Consider the following 23,735-nt stretch of genomic DNA (forward strand, 5'->3'; position numbering starts at 1 on the left):
AATGAATGAATATGCAGCCAGGCACAGAGTTTATTACGAAAGTAATATTTATGTTGACTTTAATAAATGCGACCACCATTATTAATTCAATGATTGCGAGCGCAATCTTATAGGGCAAAAGCCTCAACCAACCCAGAGCACATCCTCATGAAAATAAAAAACTCCGTTGCCTTCGTTACCGGCGCCAACCGTGGTCTCGGCCTTGCCTTCGCCAAAGAGCTCGTGGCCCGTGGCGCGAGCAAGGTCTACGCCGGCGTACGCAACCCCGAAGGCGTCAATATTCCGGGGGTGATCGCCATCCGTCTTGACGTCAGCGACCCGGCATCAGTGGCTGCGGCAGTGGCTCAAGCGGGCGATGTGACATTGCTGGTCAACAATGCAGGCATTGCCCGCCTGCTGCCATCGATGCTGGATCCTGGCCTGGTGGACGCCGCCCGCGAAATCTTTGAAACCAATTACTACGGCGTCATGCACGTCAGCCTGGCCTTCGCCCCTGTGCTTAAAGCCAACGGCGGTGGCGCGATTGTCAACGTACTGTCGGATGCGACTTGGGTTGCCGCCCCTTTCCTGTCCGCGTACGCGGCATCGAAAGCGGCAGCCTGGAGCTTTACCAACTCGCTGAGGATCGAACTCCACGGCCAGGGCACCAGCGTGCAAGGACTGCACGTGGGCTTCATCGATACCGACCTGACCCATGGTTTTGACGTGCCAAAAGTCCAGCCATCCGACGTCGTGATCCAGTCGCTGGACGGTGTGGAAGCAGACCTGAAAGAAGTGCTCGCAGACACAGGTACACGCGCCATCAAGGCCAGCCTGTCGACTGAGCAAGCGGCTTACCTGAATCCCGAAACCATCGCATAAGGAGCTCACCATGTACCTCTTCCAGCGATTGGCCCTCGGGACTACCTTCTTTGTCATCGCCGCCAGCGGCGCCATTGCGGCACCCGCTGCCACACACAACAGCGCCCCCAATCAATTCGTCGAAGCTGACGGCGTGCGTTATGCCTATCGCCAGTTCGGCGCGCAGACTGGCGTTCCAGTCATCTTGCTCCAGCACTTTCGTGGAAACATGGATTATTGGGACCCGGCACTGACCGATGGCCTGGCACAGCAGCGACCGGTCTACCTGTTCGACAATGCCGGCGTGGGCCTCAGCAGCGGCGAAACACCCGATTCATTCGAAGCCATGGCCGACCACGTCGCCGCCTTTGCCCGCGCCCGCGGGCTGACGAAGGTCGATGTGCTGGGCTTCTCAATCGGCGGCATGGTGGCCCAGGAAGTTGCGTTGCGCCATCCGCAACTGGTGCGTCGGCTGATCCTGGCAGGAACATCACCGCGTGGCGGGGTCTCGGGACATGATCCACGGGTTCCGGGTATCGCCCTGCGCGAGTCGATCGCCACGCAGGAAGAGACCGCTTACCTGTTCTTCGATCCGGCGCCGGCAAGCCAGCAGGCCGCCCGGGAGTTCTGGGAACGGCGCCACCAGCGCACGGAAGGCCTCGACAAGCTCAGTTCGATGAAGGTCATCGCAGCCCAAGGCGCGGCGCTGGGCAAATGGAGCGCTCCCGGTGACGGCACTTTTTCGCAATTGAGCCAGATTACCCAGCCGACCTTGGTCGTCAACGGCAGCAAGGATGTGATGGTGCCCACCGAGAACTCCTACACGCTGCAACAGCATATTCCGAACGCCAAGTTGCTGATCTATCCCGGCTCGGGACACGGTTCGCTGTTCCAGTACGCCAACGATTTCGTGCAGCAAGCCAACACCTTCCTGAACTAGGTCGGGCCTCATCGCGTTCGAAAACACTTTGAGCGACACACCGTCGCGGTATGGAAATCAAATGTAGTCCGTCGTCGAATTTTATCGCCCCCAATTCCCTGGAGTACGACCATGTCAGCACTATCGTTTGCAGCGTTCCGACACTGCCTGTTAGCTGTTTCAGCAACTGCTGGTGCGATTGCACTGGTCGCCCTCGTCTCGCCCACTTACGCCCGGGCCGGTACGACGCCGGCAGCCACCACCAGCGCCGAGCAGGACAGCTCGATTCGTCCGTTCAAGGTCAACATTCCTGAAGACGCGGTGGCCGATCTGCGCAGACGGGTACTGGCGACCCGTTGGCCGGACCGCGAAACGGTCAACGATCAATCCCAGGGCGTGCAACTGGCCAAACTCCAGGCACTCGTCGGTTATTGGGGGACGCAATACGACTGGCGCAAGGTTGAAAAACAACTCAATGCGCTGCCGATGTTCGTAACTAAAATCGACGGCCTCGACATCCAGTTCATCCACGTCAAATCGAAACACCCGAACGCCCTGCCGCTGCTGCTGACCCACGGCTGGCCGGGTTCGATTCTGGAACTGACCAAGGCCATCGGCCCGCTGACCGACCCGACGGCCTACGGTGGTCGCGCCGAAGATGCCTTTGACGTGATCATCCCCTCGATGCCCGGCTACGGTTTCTCCCAGAGACCTACCGACGGCGGCTGGGGTCCCGACCGAATCGGCGTGGCGTGGGATGTGTTGGTGAAACGTCTGGGCTATAAGCGCTATGTGTCACAAGGTGGCGACTGGGGATCAGTGATCGCCGACGCCATGGGACGTCAGGCGCCACCCGGCTTGCTGGGGATCCACGTGAACATGCCGGCCACCGTGCCTGCCGATGTCGCCAAGGCGATCAACGACGGCACCCCGCCTCCCGCCGGTCTGTCGGCCAAGGAGACAGCGGCTTATGAGTCGCTGAAAACCTTCTTCAGCAAAAATGCCGCTTATGGCGCCATGATGAGCACCCGGCCACAAACCGTTGGCTACGGCTTGTCGGATTCACCCGCAGGCCTGGCCGCGTGGATGTTCGACAAATTCAACCAGTGGACCTACAGCGGCGGTGATGCGGAAAAATCCCTGACCAAGGACGAAATACTCGACGGCATCTCCTTGTATTGGCTGACCAACAGCGCAATCTCGTCCGCTCGCCTGTATTGGGAAAACAACACCAACAACTTCAATGCCGTGGAACAGAAGACTCGGGATATCAAGATCCCTGTCGCGGTGACCGTTTTCCCTGGCGAAATTTACCAGGCACCGAAAACCTGGACCGAGCGCGCCTATCCCAACCTGATCTATTTCAACGAAGTGGATAAGGGCGGGCATTTCGCTGCCTGGGAACAGCCTGAATTGTTCGCCAAGGAACTGCGCGCAGCCTTCCGCACCTTGCGCTAAGTAAAGCGTTGCATTGGCTTGCCCATTGTCTTGATGGGCAAGCTGCACCACCGATGTCCGTTCAGAAGGACATCATGAATTCAACGTGCGCGGATCAAGCCTTCGAAATATTCGAGTGTTGTTATGTGGTCCTTTAGAACTTTTCCCTATTTACCGGTCTATCTGGACAGGCACATTCGCTCGGTAAGCACTGCCCCCGCAGGCTTGCCTCAGCCAATTGGCCACACGCCCAATTTTCGATCAGAGGTTGTCTTCGCTCATGAAATTCCATGTCCCACGGATGGTGCTTTTCGGCCTGTTCGCGTTTGCGGCAGTGAGCTCGGCATCAGCCACACAGATGAAAACCTCAACCCCTCCTTTCGCCACTGAAGTCACAGCCGTTCAAGTGCCTGCCCACACCGCCGAGAACCCTTGGCCAAACTTGGCCAGCATGACCGGCCAGCAGACAGGGCCGTTGCTTGCCCATGACGACCGCTACTGGCATGACGGCCGCTGGCACGATCGCAGAGACGATTGGCGCCGAGACGAATGGCGCAGGGAAAACTGGCGTCGGGAGCAAGCCCGTCGAGAAGCCGAACGTCGTGATTGGGAGCGCCATCAGGATCGGGCCATGCGGCACCGTTACGAGGACGAGCACCGTTACTATCGTCGCTAAGTTGGATTGCATCGACCGGTTGAACTCACAGTCGATTGCTGCCCGTCGTCGCAGGCAGCAATCGGCTAGAAGCGGTTCTCCAGACACCACATACCTGTCCGAGCCTTACAAAGCGCGCCAGGATTTAACTATTGCGAAGGTTTGACACTTGGCTGCCTTGTGGAGATGAGCCGTACAGAGCGGTTAGTCCGAGGATCAACACAACACAACAGTCCACTTGAGCTTCTCATTCATGTGCTGGAGGCTTCCATCGAATTGGTATCGCTTCCCGAGAATGATTTCTGCTGGTCTCTTTGGTCGGATAGAGATGAAGCGAAAGCAGAATTGGAGGGGCTGATCAACTCGCTTAGAGCTGGGGTACTGCCCGAAAGAATGCGCTTTGCTGTACTTTTTGCCCCAACAGGCCCACTGCAAGAAGTCAGTATCAGCAGCGGGTGGGCAAATACTTTGTTGAAAGTCGCCGATAAATTCGATGAAGCAGAAGCACAGCTATGGTGAGCGAATAAAGCAGATTTGGCAGATGCCAGAGCAGCAGCATCAAATATTCCTAATGACTGCTTTGGGTCGTTCTCTGCCGATCAGGGCTGCGAAGCGTGCTGTTCTAATACAATGCAAATGACTGGTCAGGTCGAATGCAACTGGTTGGACATGTCTGTGCAATTACCCAGCAGGCAGCGGGGCTTCAATTCTTTGCGCTTTGAATCATGTTTCCAGCTGCACCCTCATCATTTCCATGCTGAGTCTCCGTACTGATTCGCAAGATGTTACTACCCCCCCTGAGTATCAATATCGCCATCTTGAACCGGCTTATGTTCAGGTTCTGATTTGAAGTCGGGACTGAACGAGTTTTCTTCAGCTGCGGGGTCTTGTTTTGGATTATTAGGCGCGTCAACCTCGGCCGTTTTCGACGGAACTTCAGACCGCTTGGGGTCATGACCAGTTTCGTTATCCGTGCCGCTCGTAGTGCCCTGCTGCGATTTGTTTCCCGGTGCATTCTCATCGATATCCATGCTGCTCTCCGATAGTTATGTATATGTCCGCGCTTGAACATGAGAGGTAGAGAAACGCTGTAAGTGCCCGGCATTAGACGAATGGTGAGAACAAAAAACCCTGCGCACTGGCCGGGTTTCACTCCTATCGTATCGTTCTTCACCGGTTGCTTTTGGTCGATTACAGCCCTTCGTAGGGGCAGCTTTCGGCCAAAAGCGGACGCTGGCTGCCATTCCCCATCCAGTGCTCCCGGTCAGGAACCTGACCCAGTCATTTCAACGGGTCATACCTGATCAACGTCTTCGGCTCCAGATACGCGTTCATCCCCCATCTGCCCATTTCGCGCCCAAGACCTGAATGCTTGAATCCACCGAAGGGGGCACGCGGTTCGTGGGCCAGGGTGTTGATGAGCACGCGTCCCGAATCGATCTGACGGGCAACGTTCATACAACGTTCAGAGCTTTTTCCCAACACCAGGGCGCTCAGCCCATAGTCCGTATCGTTGGCAATGCTGATCGCATCGGCATCATCCTCGTAGGGGATGATCGTCAGCACGGGGCCGAAGATTTCCTCACGCGCGATGCGCATCCGGTTGTTGGCATCACTGAAGATCGTGGGCTTCACGAACCATCCGGCGTGCAAGCCTTCCGGACGACCTTCGCCACCCGCCAGCAACCTCGCGCCTTCTTCCTGGCCGATACGGATATAGCTCTGCACCCGGTCCCATTGTTTCTGGCTCACCATCGGGCCGATGTCGGTGTCGGCGTTACGCGGATCGCCCGATCGAATCTGTGAGACGCCCTCCTTCGCAACCCGCTCGAACTCGGCCAGCCGACTGCGCGGCACCAGGATGCGAGTGCCCGCGACGCAAGCCTGGCCGCTGTTGAGAAATCCGGCTTGCAGCACCAACGGCATGACCGCCTGGAAATCCGCATCGTCAAGCACCACGGTGGGCGACTTGCCGCCGAGTTCGAGCGTCACGCGCTTCATGGTGTCGGCACCGGTTCTTACCAGATGTTTGCCCACCGCGGACGACCCCGTGAACGAAATCTTGGCAACGTCGGGATGACGGACGATTTCCTCGCCAACCACATCGCCCCGTCCGTTGACGATATTGAATACACCCGCTGGCAGACCTGCCTCGTGCAACGCCCTGACCACGACCTGCGTCTGCAACGCGCTCATCTCGCTGGGCTTGATGACGGCGGTGCAGCCTGTCGCCAGCGCGGTGGCCAGCTTGTTGCAGATGAAGCCCGCGTTGCTGTTCCAGGGCGTGATCAGACCGGTAACGCCCACGGGCGTCAGAATGACCCTGGCCATGCCGACCTGCTCCTCGAAATCGAACGCTTCCAGTGCATCGATCGCTTGCGCGATCACGTCAGCCGGATAAGTCGCCATCCAGCGCCCACGTACCGCAGGTGCGCCGTATTCCACGAGGATGGCTTCCAGCAGTTCTTCCTCCCTTGCCGCCACGGCCCGGTGCATGCGTTGCAGTGCCGCAATGCGCTCCGCTCGGCTGGTACGAGCCCAGGCCGGGAACGCAGACTTGGCGGCGGCGATGGCACGCTGTGCGTCCAGTGCATCGCCCAGTCGAACCTGACCGATGACTGCCTCGGTGCTCGGGTTATGCAGGTCGAACCATTCCTGACCGTGCGGAATGACGAACTCGCCGTTGATATAGATGTGTTCAATGCGTTGCATGGAAACTCCTCGCTCAAAATGACTCGCCTGAATCGAGTCTCTGTGGAGCGAAGTCTAAGAAGAGTTCATTGTTCCGATAAGCTATCCTTTGACTCATGAAGCATCCGCATTTTCAGGACAATCCATGCACAGAACAGGAATGACCGAACTGGAAGTGGTTCTGGCCGTTGCGCGCCGCAGCAGTTTTCGAGGCGCAGCACAGGAGTTGGGCATGTCCACCACCGCCGTGAGCAGCGCGGTGGCCGGTCTGGAAGCGCGCCTGAAAGTACGCCTGTTCAATCGCTCCACGCGCAGCGTTGCCCTCACCGACATCGGGCAACGCTATGTGGAACGCATCGCCCCAGCGTTGGCACAGATCAAAAGTGCCGACGAAGAGGCCAGCGTCGGCCCCGACGAACCCAGCGGCACACTGCGCATCAACGCACCACATGGCGCCGCCTACCTGCTACTGGAGCCGCTATTGAAGCAGTACGCTGAGCGCTATCCCGAGGTGCGCATCGACATCGTCAGCGAATCAAGCATGGTCGACATCGTCGCCGGGGGCTTTGACGCCGGGATTCGCCTGGCAGAGTCCGTGCCGCAAGACATGATTGCCGTGGCGCTGTCGGGTGATATCCGTATGCTCGTGGTAGCAACGCCCGAGTACCTCAAGCGCCACGGCGTGCCCGAGCACCCGCGAGACCTGCTCACCCACCAGAGCATCGGCATGCGCATGGCCCATGGTGGTCTCTACCATTGGGAATTGGAGCGCGACGGCCAGAAGCTGCAGATGGATCTGCCGGTGCGCTTCGCCTCCAACGAATTGCTGGCTATCAAACAGGCCGTGTTGTCGGGCCTTGGCATCGGTTTCATTTCCGAGTGGTTCATCCAGGAAGAACTGGCCAGCGGCATCCTGTTGCCAGTGCTGATGCCGTGGTGCCCGTCGTTTGGCGGGTTGAGGCTCTACTACTCGGGCCATCGCTTCGTGCCGGCGCGATTGCGCGCGCTGATTGAACTGGCCCAAGAGTTGCGACCCGCTGTGGTTTGATCATGTTTCGCCGCCTTTTTATCGTCCAATGGAATACCCCATGAAAACCCGCCACCTGCATCGCTTGCTCCAGGGAACAGCGGAGTGTGATTCAGCTGTCGAGTCACTCATCCTCATACGTGAGTCCACTGTTGAACTGGTGTCGATTCCGGGAAATGATTTCTGCTGGTCGTATTGGGCTGATGAGTTCAAGGCAGCTAAATAGCCGCCCTCGGAAAACACTAGACTACGAAACACCGGCAGAACGATTTAGCCAATCTGTTGCATCGACCGGTTGAATCCACAGCCAATAGCGGTCATTCGTGTTTTCACACATGGTCAGCGTGCGTTTTGTATTTCAACGGTTCTTTTCCCATTGGTCATTACTTGTCGCCAAGCGAAATCCGAGATGCGACATGGAGTTCATAGGGTCTGCGCCCTGCCTGGCACTGGTTCGAAAACTCGTGCAGTAGCTGTCGCTACAAAGAAAAGATCCGCCTCGGATTACGCGCTGCGGTGCATTGGCCGTCACCCCAAGTTCGGGATCATAGCTGTCGGAAGGCCCCATTGGGTTTACCGCTACTTCACCCGCCGGTTGATGTTTGAGACCAACTCTAAACGCGTCGGCTCGATACCAATCGGCGACCCATTGCCAAACATTCCCGGACATATCGTAGAGCCCGTAGGCGTTAGGTCGGTAACTGCCTACCGGCTTTGTGCCAATTTTGAATTTGTTACTGGCGCCGGTCACGGGAAAAGGCTGTACCTCATCCCAGGTATTCGCCATCTTTTCTCCACCGGGCGAGAAGTCATTCCCCCACGCATAATTCGCTTGTTCCAGTCCGCCTCTCGCGGCGTATTCCCATTCAGCCTCGGTGAGTAGGCGCTTGTGCGCCCATGCTGCGTACGCCTGTACATCTTCACGTGAGACCTGAACAACTGGATGGGTTTCCTTGCCCTCGATTGTACTGTCGGGTCCCAGAGGGTGACGCCAGTCAGCCCCCGGGACAAATGCCCACCACTGGCTGAAATCATTGAGCGGAATGGGTCTGTCTGTGCCGACAAAAACCAATGCGCCAGGCACCAGGTCGCTGTCATCTGGCTCAGGCGTCCCAGGCGGTAGTTGGACTTTCAGATCCTCCCATTTGGGTTTGCGTTCGGCAGTAGTGACGTAATGCGTTTCAGAAATGAAACGAGCGAAATCGGCATTGGTCACGTCGTAGCGGTCGATCCAGTACCCGTGAAGTCGAACCTTGTGGGCCGGCCTTTCGTTTGGACGAGCCTGCTTATGATCGCTACCCATCAAAAATTCGCCGGCAGGAAGCCAGACCATTCCCAGTGGGCCATTTTTTCCATCACCCAGCGTCAAAGGCACAGGGCCACGAGGCTGATACACCACAAACGCCACGCAAACTGACACGATCACGGCGCAGACAATGGCAATACCCAAACGCCGTTTCCTGATAAGCATTTGCCCCCCCCTTGATTGAAGACTGCGGCCCTTGCTGAACCTGTCTGGTATCAAGTTCAGGTATAGACACCACGCCTCCAAAGTCAACGGCCACTCGAGTTAACGTCGAGATTAACTGGCGAGAGAAGAAAACGGTTCTACACTCCGGGCTTGGGGTTTCGAGGGGTTACAGGAGCTGGCCATGGCCACTGCACACTGGAATAAACCTATAAGGCTGCACCAGCGCATCAGTTCAGGATTGGCAGTTGCCTTGCTCGCCTTCTCTTGCGCGAATGCAGCGACACAAGAAGTCAACGGCACGCCCGGTTCACCCAGCGCAACTACGACAATCGATGGGCGATACCTCCCTAATCCCCCAGCCGCATTCGGCGGCGTTATCAACCTCGACGCCACGACCTCGACGCCCTACTGGTCGCCGACCGTCGTCCCGCCTAAAGATGCGCCCAATGTGTTGTTGATCATCACCGATGACGTCGGCTTCGGCGCGCCCAGTACGTTCGGCGGTCTTATCCCGACGCCGAGCATGGATCGCGTCGCGGCAGCCGGATTGCGCTTCACGCAATTCAATTCGACGGCACTGTGCTCGCCAACACGAGCAGCCTTGATTACCGGTCGCAATCACCACTCCGTTGGCTTCGGCGTCATCACGGAAATTTCAACCGGATATCCCGGCTACAACAGCGTCATCACCAAGGACAAGGTGACCATTGGCAAAATCCTCAAGGACAACGGCTATGCAACGTCTTGGTTTGGCAAAAACCACAACACGCCGTCATTCCAGATCAGTCAGGCCGGTCCGTTTGATCAATGGCCCATTGGTATGGGCTTTGATTATTTCTTCGGGTTCATGGGCGGCGAAACCAGCCAGTGGCAACCGGGCAATTTGATGCGCAACACTACGCCGATCCATCCTTACGTCGGCAAACCGGGGTGGAACCTGATCACCGCGATGGCGGATGACGCCGTCGGCTATGTCAATGAGTTGAATGCGCTCGATCCGAAGAAGCCGTTCTTTCTTTACTACGCGCCCGGCGGTACCCACGCGCCGCATCACCCCACGCCCGAGTGGGTCGACAAATTCAAGGGCAAGTTCGACATGGGGTGGAATGCTGCGCGCGAACAGATCTTCGCCAATCAGAAGCGGCTTGGCGTTATCCCGCCGACTGCCAAGCTCACACCGTGGCCGGACTCACTGAAAAAATGGGACGAACTTTCGGCGGACGAGAAAAAATTGTATGCCCACCAAATGGAGGTCTACGCGGCCTATCTCGCGTACACCGACAATGAAATCGGCCGGGTAATTCAGGCGATTGATGATATCGGCAAGCTCGATAACACGCTGATTATCTACATTAGTGGCGACAACGGCAGTAGCGCAGAAGGTACCCCTAACGGCACACCAAACGAAATGACCACTTTCAACGGAATCGACGTGCCGGTCGCCGAACAGATGAAGTATCTGGATGCTTGGGGATCGGACCAAACCTATCCGCACATGGCCGTGGGCTGGACCTGGGCCATGGACACCCCCTTCAAGTGGACCAAGCAAATTGCATCGCATTTTGGCGGCACCCGCCAGGGCATGGCCATCGCCTGGCCGAACCGGATCAAGGATGCCGGCGGCATCCGTAACCAGTTCCACCACGTCATTGACATTGAACCGACGATTCTTGAAGCCACCGGCATAGATGCACCGCTCCAGGTAGACGGCATTGCGCAAAAACCCATTGAAGGCACGAGCATGGCTTACCTCTTCGACAAGCAGAATGCCGAAAAGCCTTCTACACGCACCACGCAGTATTTCGAGATGTTTGGAATGCGCGCGCTTTATCACGAAGGCTGGATGGCATCGACGACGCCCTACCGCGCACCTTGGGACATTACTTCTCAGCCACCCAAGGACATCGTCAATGGCGTCAAATGGGAGCTGTATGACATCACCAAGGACTGGACGCAGAATGACGATATAGCCGCTGCCAACCCTGCAAAACTCAAGGAGTTACAGGATCTGTTCTGGGTGCAAGCGAACAAATATCAGGTGTTGCCGCTCGACGCTTCCGGTTTTACGCGCGTCATTGCACAGAGGCCGAGCATTGTGGCTGGACGCACCGAGTTCATTTACCTTTCGCCAGTGACCGGCATTCTTCCAGGCAACGAGCCCAACGTGTTGAACAAGTCCTACGTCATTACGGCAGACATCAGTGTTCCTGAAAGCGGCGGCGACGGTGTGTTGGTGACCGACGGCGGCCGCTTTGGGGGTTACGCGCTCTACCTGATGAAAGGTAAGCCGGTTTTCAACTACAACCTCGAAGGCGTTGCGCGATTCCGCTGGGAAGGGACCGAGGCGCTCACTCCTGGAAAGCACAGCATCAGCTTTGATTTCAAATATGCTGGGCCGGGATTCGGTAAGGGCGGCACCGGCGTGCTGTCGGTGGATGGAAAGCAACTGGCGAGTCAAACAATCCCACACAGCGTTCCATTCGTCTTCGGTGTGGATGAAAGTTTCGATGTCGGTTCCGACACCGGCACCCCCGTCGATGACAAGGATTACCAGATACCGTTTGCATTCACCGGTTCACTGCACAAACTTACCGTCAAGCTTGAACCAACGCAGTTGAATGTCGCGGGCAAGGAAGCAGTTCAGAACAAGGTCGGCACCAAAGACTAGGAAAAGCACGCGGGTCAACTCGCACGAGATGATCCGCGACTTACCCGCCAAGAGCTGCCACTCAGATCGCCGTTCAGACTGTTTTACACGTTAACCAGGCACTCCAGAACAGGCTGCTGAAAAACCGGGTAGCGTCCCCAAAACCCGCATCGTGCAAAAGCTTCTGAACTGCCGCCTCAGAATGTGGAGGGTCAGCGCCTTGAAGAATTTTCCCAAGTTTGATTTTCACTTCATCCGGGCTGGCTCCGTGCTGCCGCCAACGTTGCCCCCAGGCAGCGAGGAGTAACGGCTGGCTGGCATAGGCATATTGATTGCCGGCGACAATCAGCGGAGCCCCCGGTTTCAGACGAGCCCGAATGGATCGCAGAATGTCTCCCTTGGCCTCATCCCCATCCAGATGATGGAGCACACCGATCAAAGTGGCTGCGTCGTAGGACTCATCTGCGACCAAATCTTCAACGCGCCCAAGATGCACGTCCGTTCTTTCAAGCACGTTGTTTACGGCTAACTGCTGTTTCGCGGTTTCCAGCATCGGCTCAGATGGATCGACGGCGGTGAAGTGCCAACCCGGCTCGAGCCTGGCCATCGCGATGATCTCCTGCGCGGTACCGCCAGCGCCGACTACCAGTATTTTTGCCGAACCCCTATTTCCAAGGCTTGCCGCGAGCATGCACGCCGCCAAGTCCTGACAGGCGTCATAACCTGCCAGTGCAATACGACTCTGTCGTCCGTACTCATTGGCCCGAGCGTTATCAAACTTTTCAGCTGAGTTAAGTGGTGATTTCAAGGCGGTTCTCCATGTCCTTGAATCAACTTAGGTCATAAAAAGTGATAAGAAAAATTCATTAATTTTATGCACTGCATTCCTACCCGGAATGCCAAAGCAGTCAGGTTTCGTCCAGGCGACAGTTAGCGACGGGGCGCTTTCAGTCCTTCTCAACGGGCCGCAAGCGGCCAAAAGCACGCGGTAACTGGAGCAATGACAAATGTGCACCTATGCTTGGTTTTGCTGGAAAAAACCCATCAAGCAGACCGTGCTGCTCCAACAAGGGTGCGCAACATTTGTAAAAGGTCATCCGCGTCCCCCTCAGGGATGACCAGAGCGCTAAGTAAGTGACCGCGCCCAGAGAAATGTCCCTGCGCCAGTAGTTCCCCAGTTTGGGTAGTCCATGCATTTGGCAGCCTTCAAGGAGAACTCCATGACGCAAGCTCTTAAACCCATAACCGCTCTGGCGGCCGTTATCGCGTTGGCCTTGCCTGCCATGGCCGCCACGCAGGCGGCCACCGAAATTCCACGGGGAATCACCACACCCGATCGCATCGAAACCCGTATCGGCACGCTGGAGTTCAAGGACGGTGCGCCGAGCGTTAAAACCACGCAGGACGTCTACGACACCTTGGCGTTCACTCGCGGCATCGACGCGTTCATGAACAGCTTTTCAGGCGCATCGGCCTATGCGATTCGCGAGGGTTTCCACAGCATTGGGGCTGAAGACAATTCGGTGGTCATCTTCTCCGAGCTGATGGACTCCCAATCGCTGTTTCTCACCGCCAACGCCGACACCATCTATTCGCTCTCTGTTCTCGACTTGACGAAAGGTCCAATGGTGATTGAGGTGCCACCCAAATCACTCGGCACACTCAATGACATGTGGTTCGGCTGGATCATCGACATTGGCGCGCCCGGCCCTGATCGGGGCGAAGGCGGAAAGTACCTGGTCGTGCCGCCGGACTACGACGGTCCGCTTCCAGACAGTGGCTTCTTCGTAGGCCGATCCAAAACCAATCATGTGCTGTATGCCGTTCGCGCCTTCATGGAGAACAATGATCCGAAACCCGCTGTCGACCTGATCAAAGACAAGCTGAAGATTTATCCCTACACGCCCGGCGGCTACGGCACCAGCATCGCCACGGCGCTCGCCGGCCAGATCCGGCTGGAGCCCAATCCGCCGATACCACCGACAAAATTCGTGGAGGGCAGCGGCAAGGCTTTCAACACCATTCCCCCTAATGACTTTGCCTATTACGAGATGCTCGACAAGCTTGTGCAGCTGGAACCGGCCACCTCGTTCGACCCGGAACTCCTGGGCCAACTGGCGGCCATCGGTATCGTCAAGGGCAAGCCCTTTGCGCCGGACGAGAGGATGAAGAAGATCCTCACCGACGCGGCGGCCGTGGGCAATGCGGCGGGTCGATCACTGAACTTTCGTGGCGCCGAATACCCCGGCTGGGCTTACTACCCGAATTCGATGTGGGCCAGCATGCTTTGGCAGGGAGGTTTCGACTTTGAGACACCGCCGCCCATGATCACCAAGGAAGGCTTGTTCAAGCCATTACCACCGACAGGGGCGCGAACACTCGATTCGCGCACGGCCTTTTATTACGGCTACACCATGGATTCGCCGGGCATGATCATGCGACTGCCCAATGTGGGCTCGCAGTACCTCATGGGCTTCACCGATGCGCAAAAGAATCCCTTCGATGGCGGCAAGACCTACAAGGTGACCTTGCCGCCGAAAATTCCTGCGGCCAGGTTCTGGTCGTTCACCGTCTACGACAACCAGACGCGGTCCATGCTCCAGACGCCGCAGCGCTACCCGCGCGCCGGCAGCCAGACCTACCCTTCGCCGGCCGCCGTCGAGAACGCGGACGGGTCCACCACCATCTATTTCGGACCTACAAAGCCCGCCGACGCCAAGGCAGGCAACTGGATCCAGACCACGCCGGACAAGGGCTGGTTCACGATCCTGCGCCTCTACAGTCCACTTGAATCGTTCTTCAGCAAAGCGTGGCGGCCGAGCGAACTCGAACTGGTTCGGTGACACAGCGTCGCGGTCAGCACAACCGTTGGGGTGGTGCTGACCGCGGTGTTGGGGGGCTCAATCCCCAGCCTGCGACAAAGGCCTGGCCACCTGCTCCAATGCTTGACTCTGCGCAGCCACCTCCCCAACCCGCTTGCACTACCGCCGCCACATACATCAGCGCAGTGCCTATCAGTTAACCCACCAAGACTGCTGCGCTGCCGGGTCTGGATCAGTTGGCCAAACAGCATCGGCCCGATGATGCCGTCCAGACCAGTGCCAAACGCGTAAAACACCGCGATGGCCAAGGCGCGGATTCCAGTGGGAAGAGAAACGCCGTCGCCGCCGTAGTATTGCTATGTTCGCCAGCGAACAGACGAACAGCCCACCAAGTCACCACACTCAAGCTGAAAAGCTACGTCCACCCAGCGCTGCTTGGTGCTGGCGCGATGCGTTGGCGCACCTATAAAAAATGCATGCAATTGTATGATGCGTTTCAGGCTCAGGACCTTATGAACAGCATATGGACACGCCTACAGAAGGTATTTTCTCGCTCGTCCGATTTTTGGCGAACCCGTCTGTTTCCCCCACCCCGATTCAAATACGAACCCATTTTGCGCTCGGAGCTTTTCAGTGCCGATCAGATGGCCAGTCACGGCATCGCCCTGGCCGGGCAACATCGCCTGACTACGCTGTCCGCACGGGACTCGATGCTGCACAGGCTCGACGACAACGAGCAGTTGCTCAAGCGCAGCAACACGGCGCTGGCCAACGCGCAAGTGTCCAGCCGACGAGTGACGCCGGCAGCGGAATGGCTGCTGGACAACTACTATCTGATCGATGAAAACATTCGGACCGCCAGAGCGCACTTGCCCAAAGGCTATAGCCGTGAGTTGCCACGCCTGATTAACGGTCCGTCGGCGGGGCTGCCTCGCGTCTATGACATCGCGCTGGAGACCATCTCCCATGGCGACGGTCGAGTCGATGAGGAAAGCCTGAGCCGATTCATTTTTTCCTATCAGACCGTGATGCCGCTTGCGCTGGGCGAACTGTGGGCGATACCGATCATGCTGCGTCTGGCGTTGATCGAAAACCTGCGGCGAGTGGCCTCCAGAGTCATGGCCAACGCCAACGAGCGCAATCTGGCCGATGACTGGGCCGAACATCTGATCGAAACCTCGGAACGAGACGTCAAAAGCGTGGTGCTGACCGTTGCCGACATGGCCCGCTCCGCACCGCCGATGACCGCCGCCTTCGTCGCCGAATTCACCCGCCGCCTACAGGGCCAGAGCGCAGCGCTGGCCCTGGCGCTGAACTGGATGGAGCAGTCGCTGAGTGAGACAGGCTCCAGCATCGAACGCCAAGTGCAGCTCGATGCGCAACAACAGGCAGCGGATCAGGTGTCGATTGGCAACAGCATCGGCAGTTTACGCCTCCTGTCCGCCACGGACTGGCGCGAGTTCGTCGAGTCGATGAGTCATGTCGAGCAAATTCTCAATGAAGACCCGGCAGAAATTTACCGGGCGATGGATTTCAGTACCCGCGACAGCTATCGGCATGTCATAGAGCGCCTTGCCCGCAGAAGTCCCCAGCACTCGGAAATCCAGGTCGCCCGCGCCGCGATCAATCTGGCCGCGGCCGGAACCGCTACAGTTCCCTGCGAACTGCTGGCACGCCATGTCGGGTATTACCTGGTCAGCGCAGGGCTGCCGACACTGGAGCGACGACTCAATGCCAGAGTGCCGCTACATGAGCGCTGGAAACGGTTGTTGCAGCAGTCGCCGCTGATGTTTTATCTGGCGCCGGTGGCTGTTCTGACGCTCATCTTCGCCTGGCCTTTACTGGCCTCCGCGCAACGCGACGGGATGCCCGATGCGGCGCTTCTGATGATGGCGATTCCCTGCCTGATCATGACCAGCCGACTGGCGATCAGCCTGATCAACTGGCTGGTGACGTTCAGTCTGTTGCCGACGACGCTGCCGAAAATGGATTTTGCCAGCGGTATTCCTGATGGCGCGCGAAGTCTGGTGGTGATCCCGACGCTGATCGCCAGTCCGGCAGATGTGGACGAACTGGTGGAAGGTCTTGAAGTGCGTTTTCTCGCCAACCGCGACAGCAACCTGTATTTCGCCTTGCTCAGCGATTTTCTGGACGCGCCTGAAGAGTCTCAGCCGCAAGACGCCGAGCTGCTCACACAGGTCTCCCGTGCAATCACCCTGCTCAACCGAAAATACGCGGACGGACTCAGCGACCGATTCTTTCTGCTGCATCGGCCACGTCGCTGGAACGCCAGTGAACGTGTGTGGATGGGTCATGAGCGCAAACGCGGCAAGCTGATTGAACTCAACGCCCTGTTGCGTGGCCATGGACGGGAACGCTTCAACGCCATCGTCGGTGACATCACGCCATTGCGCGGGGTGCGTTACGTGATCACGCTCGACACCGACACCCTGCTGCCGCGCGATGTCGCTCGCCAATGCGTGGCGGCCATGATGCACCCGTTGAATCGTCCGTTGTTCGACAGTGGCGGCGAGCAGATCATTTCCGGCTACGCGGTGCTGCAACCGCGAGTGGGCATCAGCTTGACCAGCGCCACGCGCTCGATCTATGCCCGGCTGTTTGGCAGTGATGCCGGCGTCGACCCCTACACTCGGACGGTATCGGACGTTTACCAGGACCTGTTCCAGCAAGGTTCTTTCATCGGCAAAGGCATCTACGACGTGGACGCGTTCACCTGCGCCCTGGAAGGTTGCTTACCGGATAACCAGATTCTCAGCCACGACCTGATCGAAGGGTGTTATGCACGATCCGGCCTGCTCAGCGACGTGCAAGTCTATGAGCAATACCCTTCGCGCTACGGTGCCGATGTCAATCGACGGCATCGCTGGGTTCGTGGCGACTGGCAACTGCTGCCGTGGACATTACCCTGGGCGCGCAACGCCGACGGCAAGTGGGTGCGCAACAGGCTGAGCGTCATGGCACGTTGGAAGATTCTGGACAATCTGCGACGCAGCCTGGAACCGCTGGCGCTGTTGCTGATGTTCGCATGGGGCTGGTTTGCCAGCAGTCAGCCAATGAACTGGACCCTCACTGTCATCGGGTTGATGGTGATTCAACCGTTGCTGCGAGCGGTGACCGATCTGATGCAGCCCCCCGCTGATGTGCCCTACGGACAATACCTCAGGGCGCTGTTGGGGGATCTGGCACAAGACCTCGCCCGGGCGGGTCTGGCGCTCGCCTGGCTGCCCTACGAGATGTTCTACAGCGCCGACGCCATCCTGCGCTCGCTCTGGCGAATCGGCTTCAGCAGACGCCGGCTGTTGCAGTGGCAGCCCTCGCGCGAGGTCGAGCGCACCACCGAAAACCGGCTGTCCGGCCTCTATCGCCAGATGTGGATCGAGCCGGTGTCGGCCCTGATCTCACTGTCCCTGCTGGTGAAGGATCCGCAGACGCTGGCCATCGCCAGTCCGCTGCTGCTGTCGTGGTTAGTGGGCCCCTGGATCGCTTGGTGGCTCAGTTCGGCACCCAAGCAGTCGGTGTTCACACCGTCGACGGATGATTTGCGCTTCCTGCGGTTGCTGGCGCGCAAAACCTGGGCGTTCTTCGATCAATACGTCGGACCCGAGGACCATTGGCTGCCACCGGACAACGTGCAGGAAGACCCCAGGCCTGCCATTGCCCATCGCACCTCGCCCACCAATATGGGCATGTCACTGCTCGCACACCTGGCCGCTCACGATTTCGCTTACTTGAGCACCGAACGGCTGCTGTCCCGGCTTGCGGCGTCGCTGGACAGCATGGACGGCCTGGAGCGTTATCGGCAGCATTTCTATAACTGGTACGACACGCAGACCCTCGAGCCGCTGCGTCCGCATTACGTCTCCACCGTCGACAGCGGCAACCTGGCGGGCCTGCTGTTGACGTTGAGCACCGGCATTGCGCAGTTGGCAGACGCCCCGATGTTTGGCCCTGCCGTGATCAAGGGCCTGCGCGATACCCTGGACATCCTTGCAGATTCCCAACGCGCCTCAGGGGCGGATAAATACGCCCTGCCACTGAGAAAAGGCCTTGAAACGGTCTCGCAAGCGGCGCCCCCCGAGGTGCTGGCAGACCTGCTGCACACGGCTCGCAGCATGGTCACTAGCCAGCCAGCGGACACCGACGAGGAAAGCCTCTACTGGCGAGAAGCGTTCATCCGTCAATGCACCGATTGGACAGAAGAACTGCAGCGTTATCGCCTCCCTGCCCCCTTGGTTACGATTGAATCGCCTCGCACCTTGCGTCAACTGGCCCACCTGAACCCCACAGACTGGAGCGCCGAGCATCGTCCTGAAATCGAGCGGGTCCGTAGTGACGCCGCGCAGCGTCTGGAAACCCTCAAGCGTCTGGTGTTATTGGCCAATTCGCTGGCGCAGATGGATTTCTCTTTGCTTTACGACAACCAGCGCGACCTGTTTGTCATCGGTTACAACGCCGAGGAGCGCAGGCTCGACACCGGTTACTACGACCTGCTGGCGTCCGAGGTGCGGCTGACCAATTACGTGGCCATCGCTCAAGGACAAATCCCCCAACGCGCCTGGTTCACCCTGGGAAGGCTGCTGAGTGAAAACGCGGGCGTACCGACGTTGCTATCCTGGTCGGGTTCGATGTTCGAATACCTGATGCCAATGCTGGTGATGCCCAACTTCGAGGGCAGCCTGCTGGACCAGACTTGCCGCGCGGCCGTGTCGGTGCAGATCGAACAGGGCAACAGGCTGGGCATTCCGTGGGGCGTTTCGGAGTCAGGTTATTCCGCCGTCGACGCGCACTTCAATTATCAATACCGCGCCTTCGGCGTTCAGGCCCTGGGGCTCCAGCGCGGGCTGAGCAATGACGTCGTGATAGCACCCTACGCCAGCGCCCTGGCGTTGATGGTCGACGCCGATGCGGCCTGCAAGAATCTGCAACGCCTCGCCCTGCAAGGCTCCGCTGGACGTTTCGGTCTGTATGAAGCCGTGGATTACACCGAGGCCCGCTTACCCCGCAGCCAACACTTCGTCGTGGTCCGCTCGTTCATGGCTCACCACCAGGGCATGAGCTTGTTGGCCTTGACCAGCCGACTGCTCGACCAACCCATGCAACACCGATTCGAGGCCGACCCGGCGCTGCGATCAGCCCTGCTGCTGCTACAGGAGCGGGTGCCGAAATCCGCCGCGCCGTACCTGCAAACCGCGCAGTCGCCGGTACTCGGCGATGTCGGCCAGGGCCAGGATACGGGGCTTCGGGTGTTCTCTGATCCGGGACGCAAGCGTCCGGCCGTGCAGTTGCTCTCCAACGGTCGCTACCACGTCATGCTGACCAGCGGCGGCGGCGGTTACAGCCGCCGTAATGAAATGGCCATCACCCGTTGGCAGGAGGACGCCTCACAGGACAACTGGGGAATGTTCTGCTACTTGCGCGATGTCCAGAGCAACACGGTCTGGTCGCCTGCGCATCAACCGACGATGCATCAACCCGAGAGCCACGAGGCGATCTTCTGTGATTCCCGTGCAGAGTTCCGTGCGCGCAACCTGGATTTCGACACGCACCTGGAGATTGTTGTCTCGCCTGAAGACGACATCGAACTGCGCCGCCTGCATGTCACCAACCTGGCGTCATCGGCCAAGACATTGGAGATCACCACCTACGCCGAAGTCGTGCTGACAACCCCGGTCAACGACGCGATGCACCCGGCGTTCAGCAAGCTGTTCGTGCAGACCGAATTACTGCCTGCGCTTCAGGCCATTATCTGTAGCCGCCGCCCCCGGGCCAGCGATGAACCGACGCCGTGGATGTGCCATTTGCTGGCGGCACACGGGGTGGACATCGATGCGATCTCGTACGAAACCGATCGCGCCCGGTTCATCGGCCGAGGACGCAGCCTTGTGTCACCTGCCGCCCTTGATGCCGATTGCCAGCGCCTGTCAGGCAGCGCGGGCCCGGTCCTCGATCCGGTGATCGCAATTCGCTGCAGGATTACCCTGCAACCTGGCCAACAGGCCACCATCGACCTGGTCACCGGTGTCGCCGACAGCCGTGATGACTGCCTTTACCTCATCAACAAATACCGTGACCGCCACCTCGCCGACCGCGTGTTCGACCTGTCCTGGACCCATAGCCAGGTGCTTCTGCGTCAGCTCAACGCCTCATTGTCCGATGCCCGTCTGTTCGAGCAGATGGCCTCGTCGTTGCTTTACGCGAACGCCTCGATGCGCGCCAACCATGCGGTGTTGGTTGCCAATCGCCGCAATCAGCCGGGGCTCTGGGGTCAGGCCATCTCCGGCGACCTACCCATCGTGCTGCTGCAAATCCAGAGCCTGGACAACATCGCCCTGGTGCAGCAATTGGTTCAGGCCCACGCCTACTGGCGGCAAAAAGGGTTGGTGGTCGATTTGTTGATCTGGAACGAAGATCAGGTGGGGTATCGCCAGCAACTGCAGGACGCGATCCTGGGCCTTATCACCTCAGGCAGTGAAGCCGCTCTGCTGGATCGTCCGGGCGGAATTTTTGTGCGCCCCGCGCAGCAGATGTCGAATGAAGATCGCGTGCTGTTCCTATCGGTTGCCAGGCTGGTGCTGAGCGAAGATCTGGGCAGCCTGTCCGAACAGATTCATCGCCGCAAAGTATCGCCGGTGCACGCGCCGTTTGTGGCGACCCGGCATGTTCAGGCTCGGCCGGCACCGGTAAGACCGAATCGTCCCTTCCTGCTGCTGAGCAACGAATATGGCGGCTTCAGCGCCGATGGCGGTGAGTACATCATCACCGGGCTCGCGCCCGGTCCGACACCTGCGCCCTGGGTCAACGTGATCGCCAATGCCCATCTCGGCACGGTGGTCTCACAAGCCGGCAGTGCCTATACCTGGGCCGAAAACGCCCATGAATTTCGCCTGACGCCCTGGCACAACGATCCGGTCACCGATCGCAGCGGCGAAGCCATTTACCTGCGCGATGAAGAGACCGGGCACTTCTGGTCTGCAGCGCCTCAACCCTGCCCCGGACAAGGCCCGTACCAGACCCGTCACGGTTTCGGTTACAGCGTGTTCGAACATGAAGAAGACGGCATTTACAGCGAGCTGTGGATCTACGTGGCGCTGGATGCGCCGATCAAATTCTCGCGGCTAGTGTTGAGCAACCGCTCGGGACGCCGCCGGTCATTGTCGGTCACAGGGTATGTGGAATGGGTGCTGGGCGATTTGCGCAGCAAATCGGCGATGCATGTGGTCACCCAATCGGATCCCGCCAGCGGGGCCTTCTTCGCCCGCAACGCCTACTCGGTGGAGTTTTCCGAGCGAGTGGCGTTCTTTGACACCGACACGATCGATCACGGTGTCAGCGGTGACCGTACTGAATTCATTGGCCGCAGTGGCACCCTCGCCTCACCGGCGGCGATGCAGCACGCTGGTCTGTCCGGGCGCATGGGCGGCGGTCTGGACCCTTGTGCCGCCCTGCAAGTGTCGATCGAACTCGGCGAGGGTGATACACGGGAAGTCATTCTGCGGCTGGGGGCGGCGTCTTCCAGTAACGCCGCCACCCAGCTGGTGCAGCGTTATCGGGGCAGCCGGGTGGCTGCCGAGGAATTGCATAAAGTACGGGAACACTGGCGTTCATTGCTCGGGGTGATTCGTATTGAAACGGGCGCGCCTGAGGTCGACGTCATGGTCAACGGCTGGTTGATGTATCAGGTCATCGCGTGCCGTTTCCAGGCCCGAAGCGGCTACTACCAGTCAGGTGGCGCCATCGGTTTTCGCGATCAGTTGCAGGACAGCATGGCGATGATCCATGCCGATCCGGCAGCCGTGCGAGCGCACCTGTTGCTGTGCGCCGGCCATCAGTATGTGGAAGGCGACGTGCAACACTGGTGGCACCCGCCGATGAATCGAGGAGTTCGCACCGCCTGCTCCGACGACTTTTTGTGGCTGGTGGCCGCCACCAACCGCTATGTCGAAATGACCGCAGACGTGGGTGTGCTGGAAGAAGTCGCCGGATACCTGGAAGGACGCCAACTGGTGGCCGGCGAAGAGTCCTACTATGACCTCCCCGGTGAATCGCCCCTGCGAGAGTCCCTGTATCAACACTGCGTGCGGGCCATTGAACACAGCCTGCGCCGCGGTCATCACGGGTTGCCGCTGATGGGTTCCGGTGACTGGAACGACGGCATGAATCGCGTCGGTCACCTGGGTGCAGGTGAAAGTGTCTGGCTGGGCTTCTTCAGCTACCAGGTGCTGGAGCAATTTGCGCTGACCGCTCGCCTGCACGGTGATCACGCATTTGCCAAACGCTGCAGCGACAGCGCGGTGACACTGCAACGCAACCTTGATCAAACGGCTTGGGACGGCGCCTGGTATCGCCGTGCCTGGTTCGATGACGGACAAATGCTCGGCTCGGCGAGCAATGAAGAATGTCGTATCGATTCCATTGCTCAAAGCTGGTCAGTGCTGTCGGGGGCCGGCTCTGCCGTCCGTCAGATCAAGGCCATGCAGTCATTGGATGAGCATCTGGTCAAACGTGACATCCGCGCCGTGTTGCTGCTCGATCCCCCGTTTGACAAGGGCGCCCTGGACCCCGGCTACATCAAGGGCTACGTGCCAGGCGTGCGCGAGAACGGAGGTCAGTACACCCATGCTGCCGTTTGGGCGGGCATGGCGTTTGCGCAGTTGGGTGAAGCCGGCAAAGCCTGGGAACTGCTGAATCTGATCAACCCCGCCGCGCCTGCCAACAACGCTCAAATCGAGACCTATAAGGTCGAGCCCTATGTCATGGCCGCGGATGTCTACGGTGCCGCGCCCCATGCAGGCCGAGGTGGCTGGACCTGGTACACCGGTTCTGCAGGCTGGATGTACCGGCTGATTGTCGAGTCGTTGCTGGGCGTACAACGCAGCGGCCACACGCTCAGAATCGAACCGCTGATACCGGTCGACTGGCCGGGCTTCATCCTGCACTACCGCTTCGGCAAAACCCTCTACCACTTTGATGTGCGTCAGGGCAGTTCGACCTCCACCTCCATGACCCTCGACGGCCAGCCATTGAGTGACGCTACGCTGACACTGGAGGACGGCGGTCTGGAGCACTGGGTCCGGGTAGATTGTCGCGCCCGTTCACCCAGGCCTCAGGCGCTGGAATTCGAGCATGCCGCCGATGAATAGACATTGAGCACCAGCCATGGCGTGCATGGGAGTACCCTGAGCGGGCACGCCCCTGTTCCGCCACG

At 58.8% G+C, this 23,735-nt stretch carries 13 protein-coding genes and 1 pseudogene; 9 read left to right on the forward strand and 5 right to left on the reverse strand.

Translation table 11 applies throughout. The features are described 5' to 3' along the window. Positions 1-147: 147 nt before the first annotated feature. From BK660_RS04055 to BK660_RS04075, 5 genes are all read left to right on the forward strand, one after another. Positions 148-861, forward strand: a complete 714-nt coding sequence (locus tag BK660_RS04055) for an SDR family oxidoreductase (protein WP_123432194.1) — start codon at positions 148-150, stop codon at positions 859-861. 10 nt (positions 862-871) lie between these two features. After that, complete coding sequence (locus BK660_RS04060; protein WP_123432195.1) at positions 872-1,780, forward strand: alpha/beta fold hydrolase; 909 nt, start codon at positions 872-874, stop codon at positions 1,778-1,780. Positions 1,781-1,891: 111 nt separating this feature from the next. After that, positions 1,892-3,217 carry an epoxide hydrolase family protein gene (locus BK660_RS04065; RefSeq protein ID WP_123432196.1) on the forward strand — a complete coding sequence of 442 codons (1,326 nt, stop codon included), beginning with the start codon at positions 1,892-1,894 and terminating at the stop codon, positions 3,215-3,217. A gap of 259 nt (positions 3,218-3,476) precedes the next feature. Next, positions 3,477-3,872, forward strand: coding sequence for a hypothetical protein (locus tag BK660_RS04070; protein ID WP_123432197.1), 396 nt, complete (start codon positions 3,477-3,479; stop codon positions 3,870-3,872). Between the two features lie 165 nt (positions 3,873-4,037). Further along, positions 4,038-4,370: a hypothetical protein gene (locus tag BK660_RS04075; RefSeq protein WP_123432198.1), complete on the forward strand. Its 333-nt coding sequence runs from the start codon at positions 4,038-4,040 to the stop codon at positions 4,368-4,370. 269 nt (positions 4,371-4,639) lie between these two features. Here the strand turns inward: BK660_RS04075 and BK660_RS04080 are convergent, their stop codons facing one another. Continuing rightward, on the reverse strand, positions 4,640-4,882 hold the full coding sequence (locus BK660_RS04080) for a hypothetical protein (RefSeq protein ID WP_123432199.1): 243 nt from the start codon (positions 4,880-4,882) through the stop codon (positions 4,640-4,642). Positions 4,883-5,132: 250 nt separating this feature from the next. Beyond that, entirely contained in the window at positions 5,133-6,563 is a 1,431-nt protein-coding gene (locus tag BK660_RS04085; protein WP_123432200.1) for an aldehyde dehydrogenase family protein, read from the reverse strand. 124 nt (positions 6,564-6,687) lie between these two features. Between BK660_RS04085 and BK660_RS04090 the strand changes: the two genes are divergently transcribed. Continuing rightward, positions 6,688-7,590, forward strand: a complete 903-nt coding sequence (locus tag BK660_RS04090) for a LysR family transcriptional regulator (RefSeq protein WP_185044959.1) — start codon at positions 6,688-6,690, stop codon at positions 7,588-7,590. A gap of 337 nt (positions 7,591-7,927) precedes the next feature. Here the strand turns inward: BK660_RS04090 and BK660_RS04095 are convergent, their stop codons facing one another. Beyond that, positions 7,928-9,019: a formylglycine-generating enzyme family protein gene (locus tag BK660_RS04095; protein ID WP_221178637.1), complete on the reverse strand. Its 1,092-nt coding sequence runs from the start codon at positions 9,017-9,019 to the stop codon at positions 7,928-7,930. 202 nt (positions 9,020-9,221) lie between these two features. Between BK660_RS04095 and BK660_RS04100 the strand changes: the two genes are divergently transcribed. Beyond that, the gene (locus tag BK660_RS04100; protein WP_123432203.1) at positions 9,222-11,708 is read left to right on the forward strand and encodes an arylsulfatase; all 2,487 of its coding nucleotides are present in this window, start codon (positions 9,222-9,224) and stop codon (positions 11,706-11,708) included. Between the two features lie 73 nt (positions 11,709-11,781). Here BK660_RS04100 and BK660_RS04105 read toward each other — a convergent pair whose 3' ends face one another. Further along, entirely contained in the window at positions 11,782-12,495 is a 714-nt protein-coding gene (locus BK660_RS04105; RefSeq protein ID WP_123432204.1) for a class I SAM-dependent methyltransferase, read from the reverse strand. 412 nt (positions 12,496-12,907) lie between these two features. Between BK660_RS04105 and BK660_RS04110 the strand changes: the two genes are divergently transcribed. Next, positions 12,908-14,530 carry a DUF1254 domain-containing protein gene (locus BK660_RS04110; RefSeq protein WP_123432205.1) on the forward strand — a complete coding sequence of 541 codons (1,623 nt, stop codon included), beginning with the start codon at positions 12,908-12,910 and terminating at the stop codon, positions 14,528-14,530. A 57-nt stretch (positions 14,531-14,587) separates the two neighbouring features. Here the strand turns inward: BK660_RS04110 and BK660_RS32930 are convergent. After that, a pseudogene (locus tag BK660_RS32930) lies at positions 14,588-14,846 on the reverse strand (MFS transporter); the annotation flags it as partial. Positions 14,847-15,021: 175 nt separating this feature from the next. Here BK660_RS32930 and BK660_RS04120 point away from each other — a divergent pair. Further along, entirely contained in the window at positions 15,022-23,670 is an 8,649-nt protein-coding gene (locus tag BK660_RS04120) for a glycoside hydrolase family 94 protein (protein ID WP_123432540.1), read from the forward strand. Positions 23,671-23,735 lie beyond the last annotated feature (65 nt).

Source organism: Pseudomonas brassicacearum (assembly GCF_003732265.1).
Classification (GTDB): domain Bacteria; phylum Pseudomonadota; class Gammaproteobacteria; order Pseudomonadales; family Pseudomonadaceae; genus Aquipseudomonas; species Aquipseudomonas brassicacearum_D.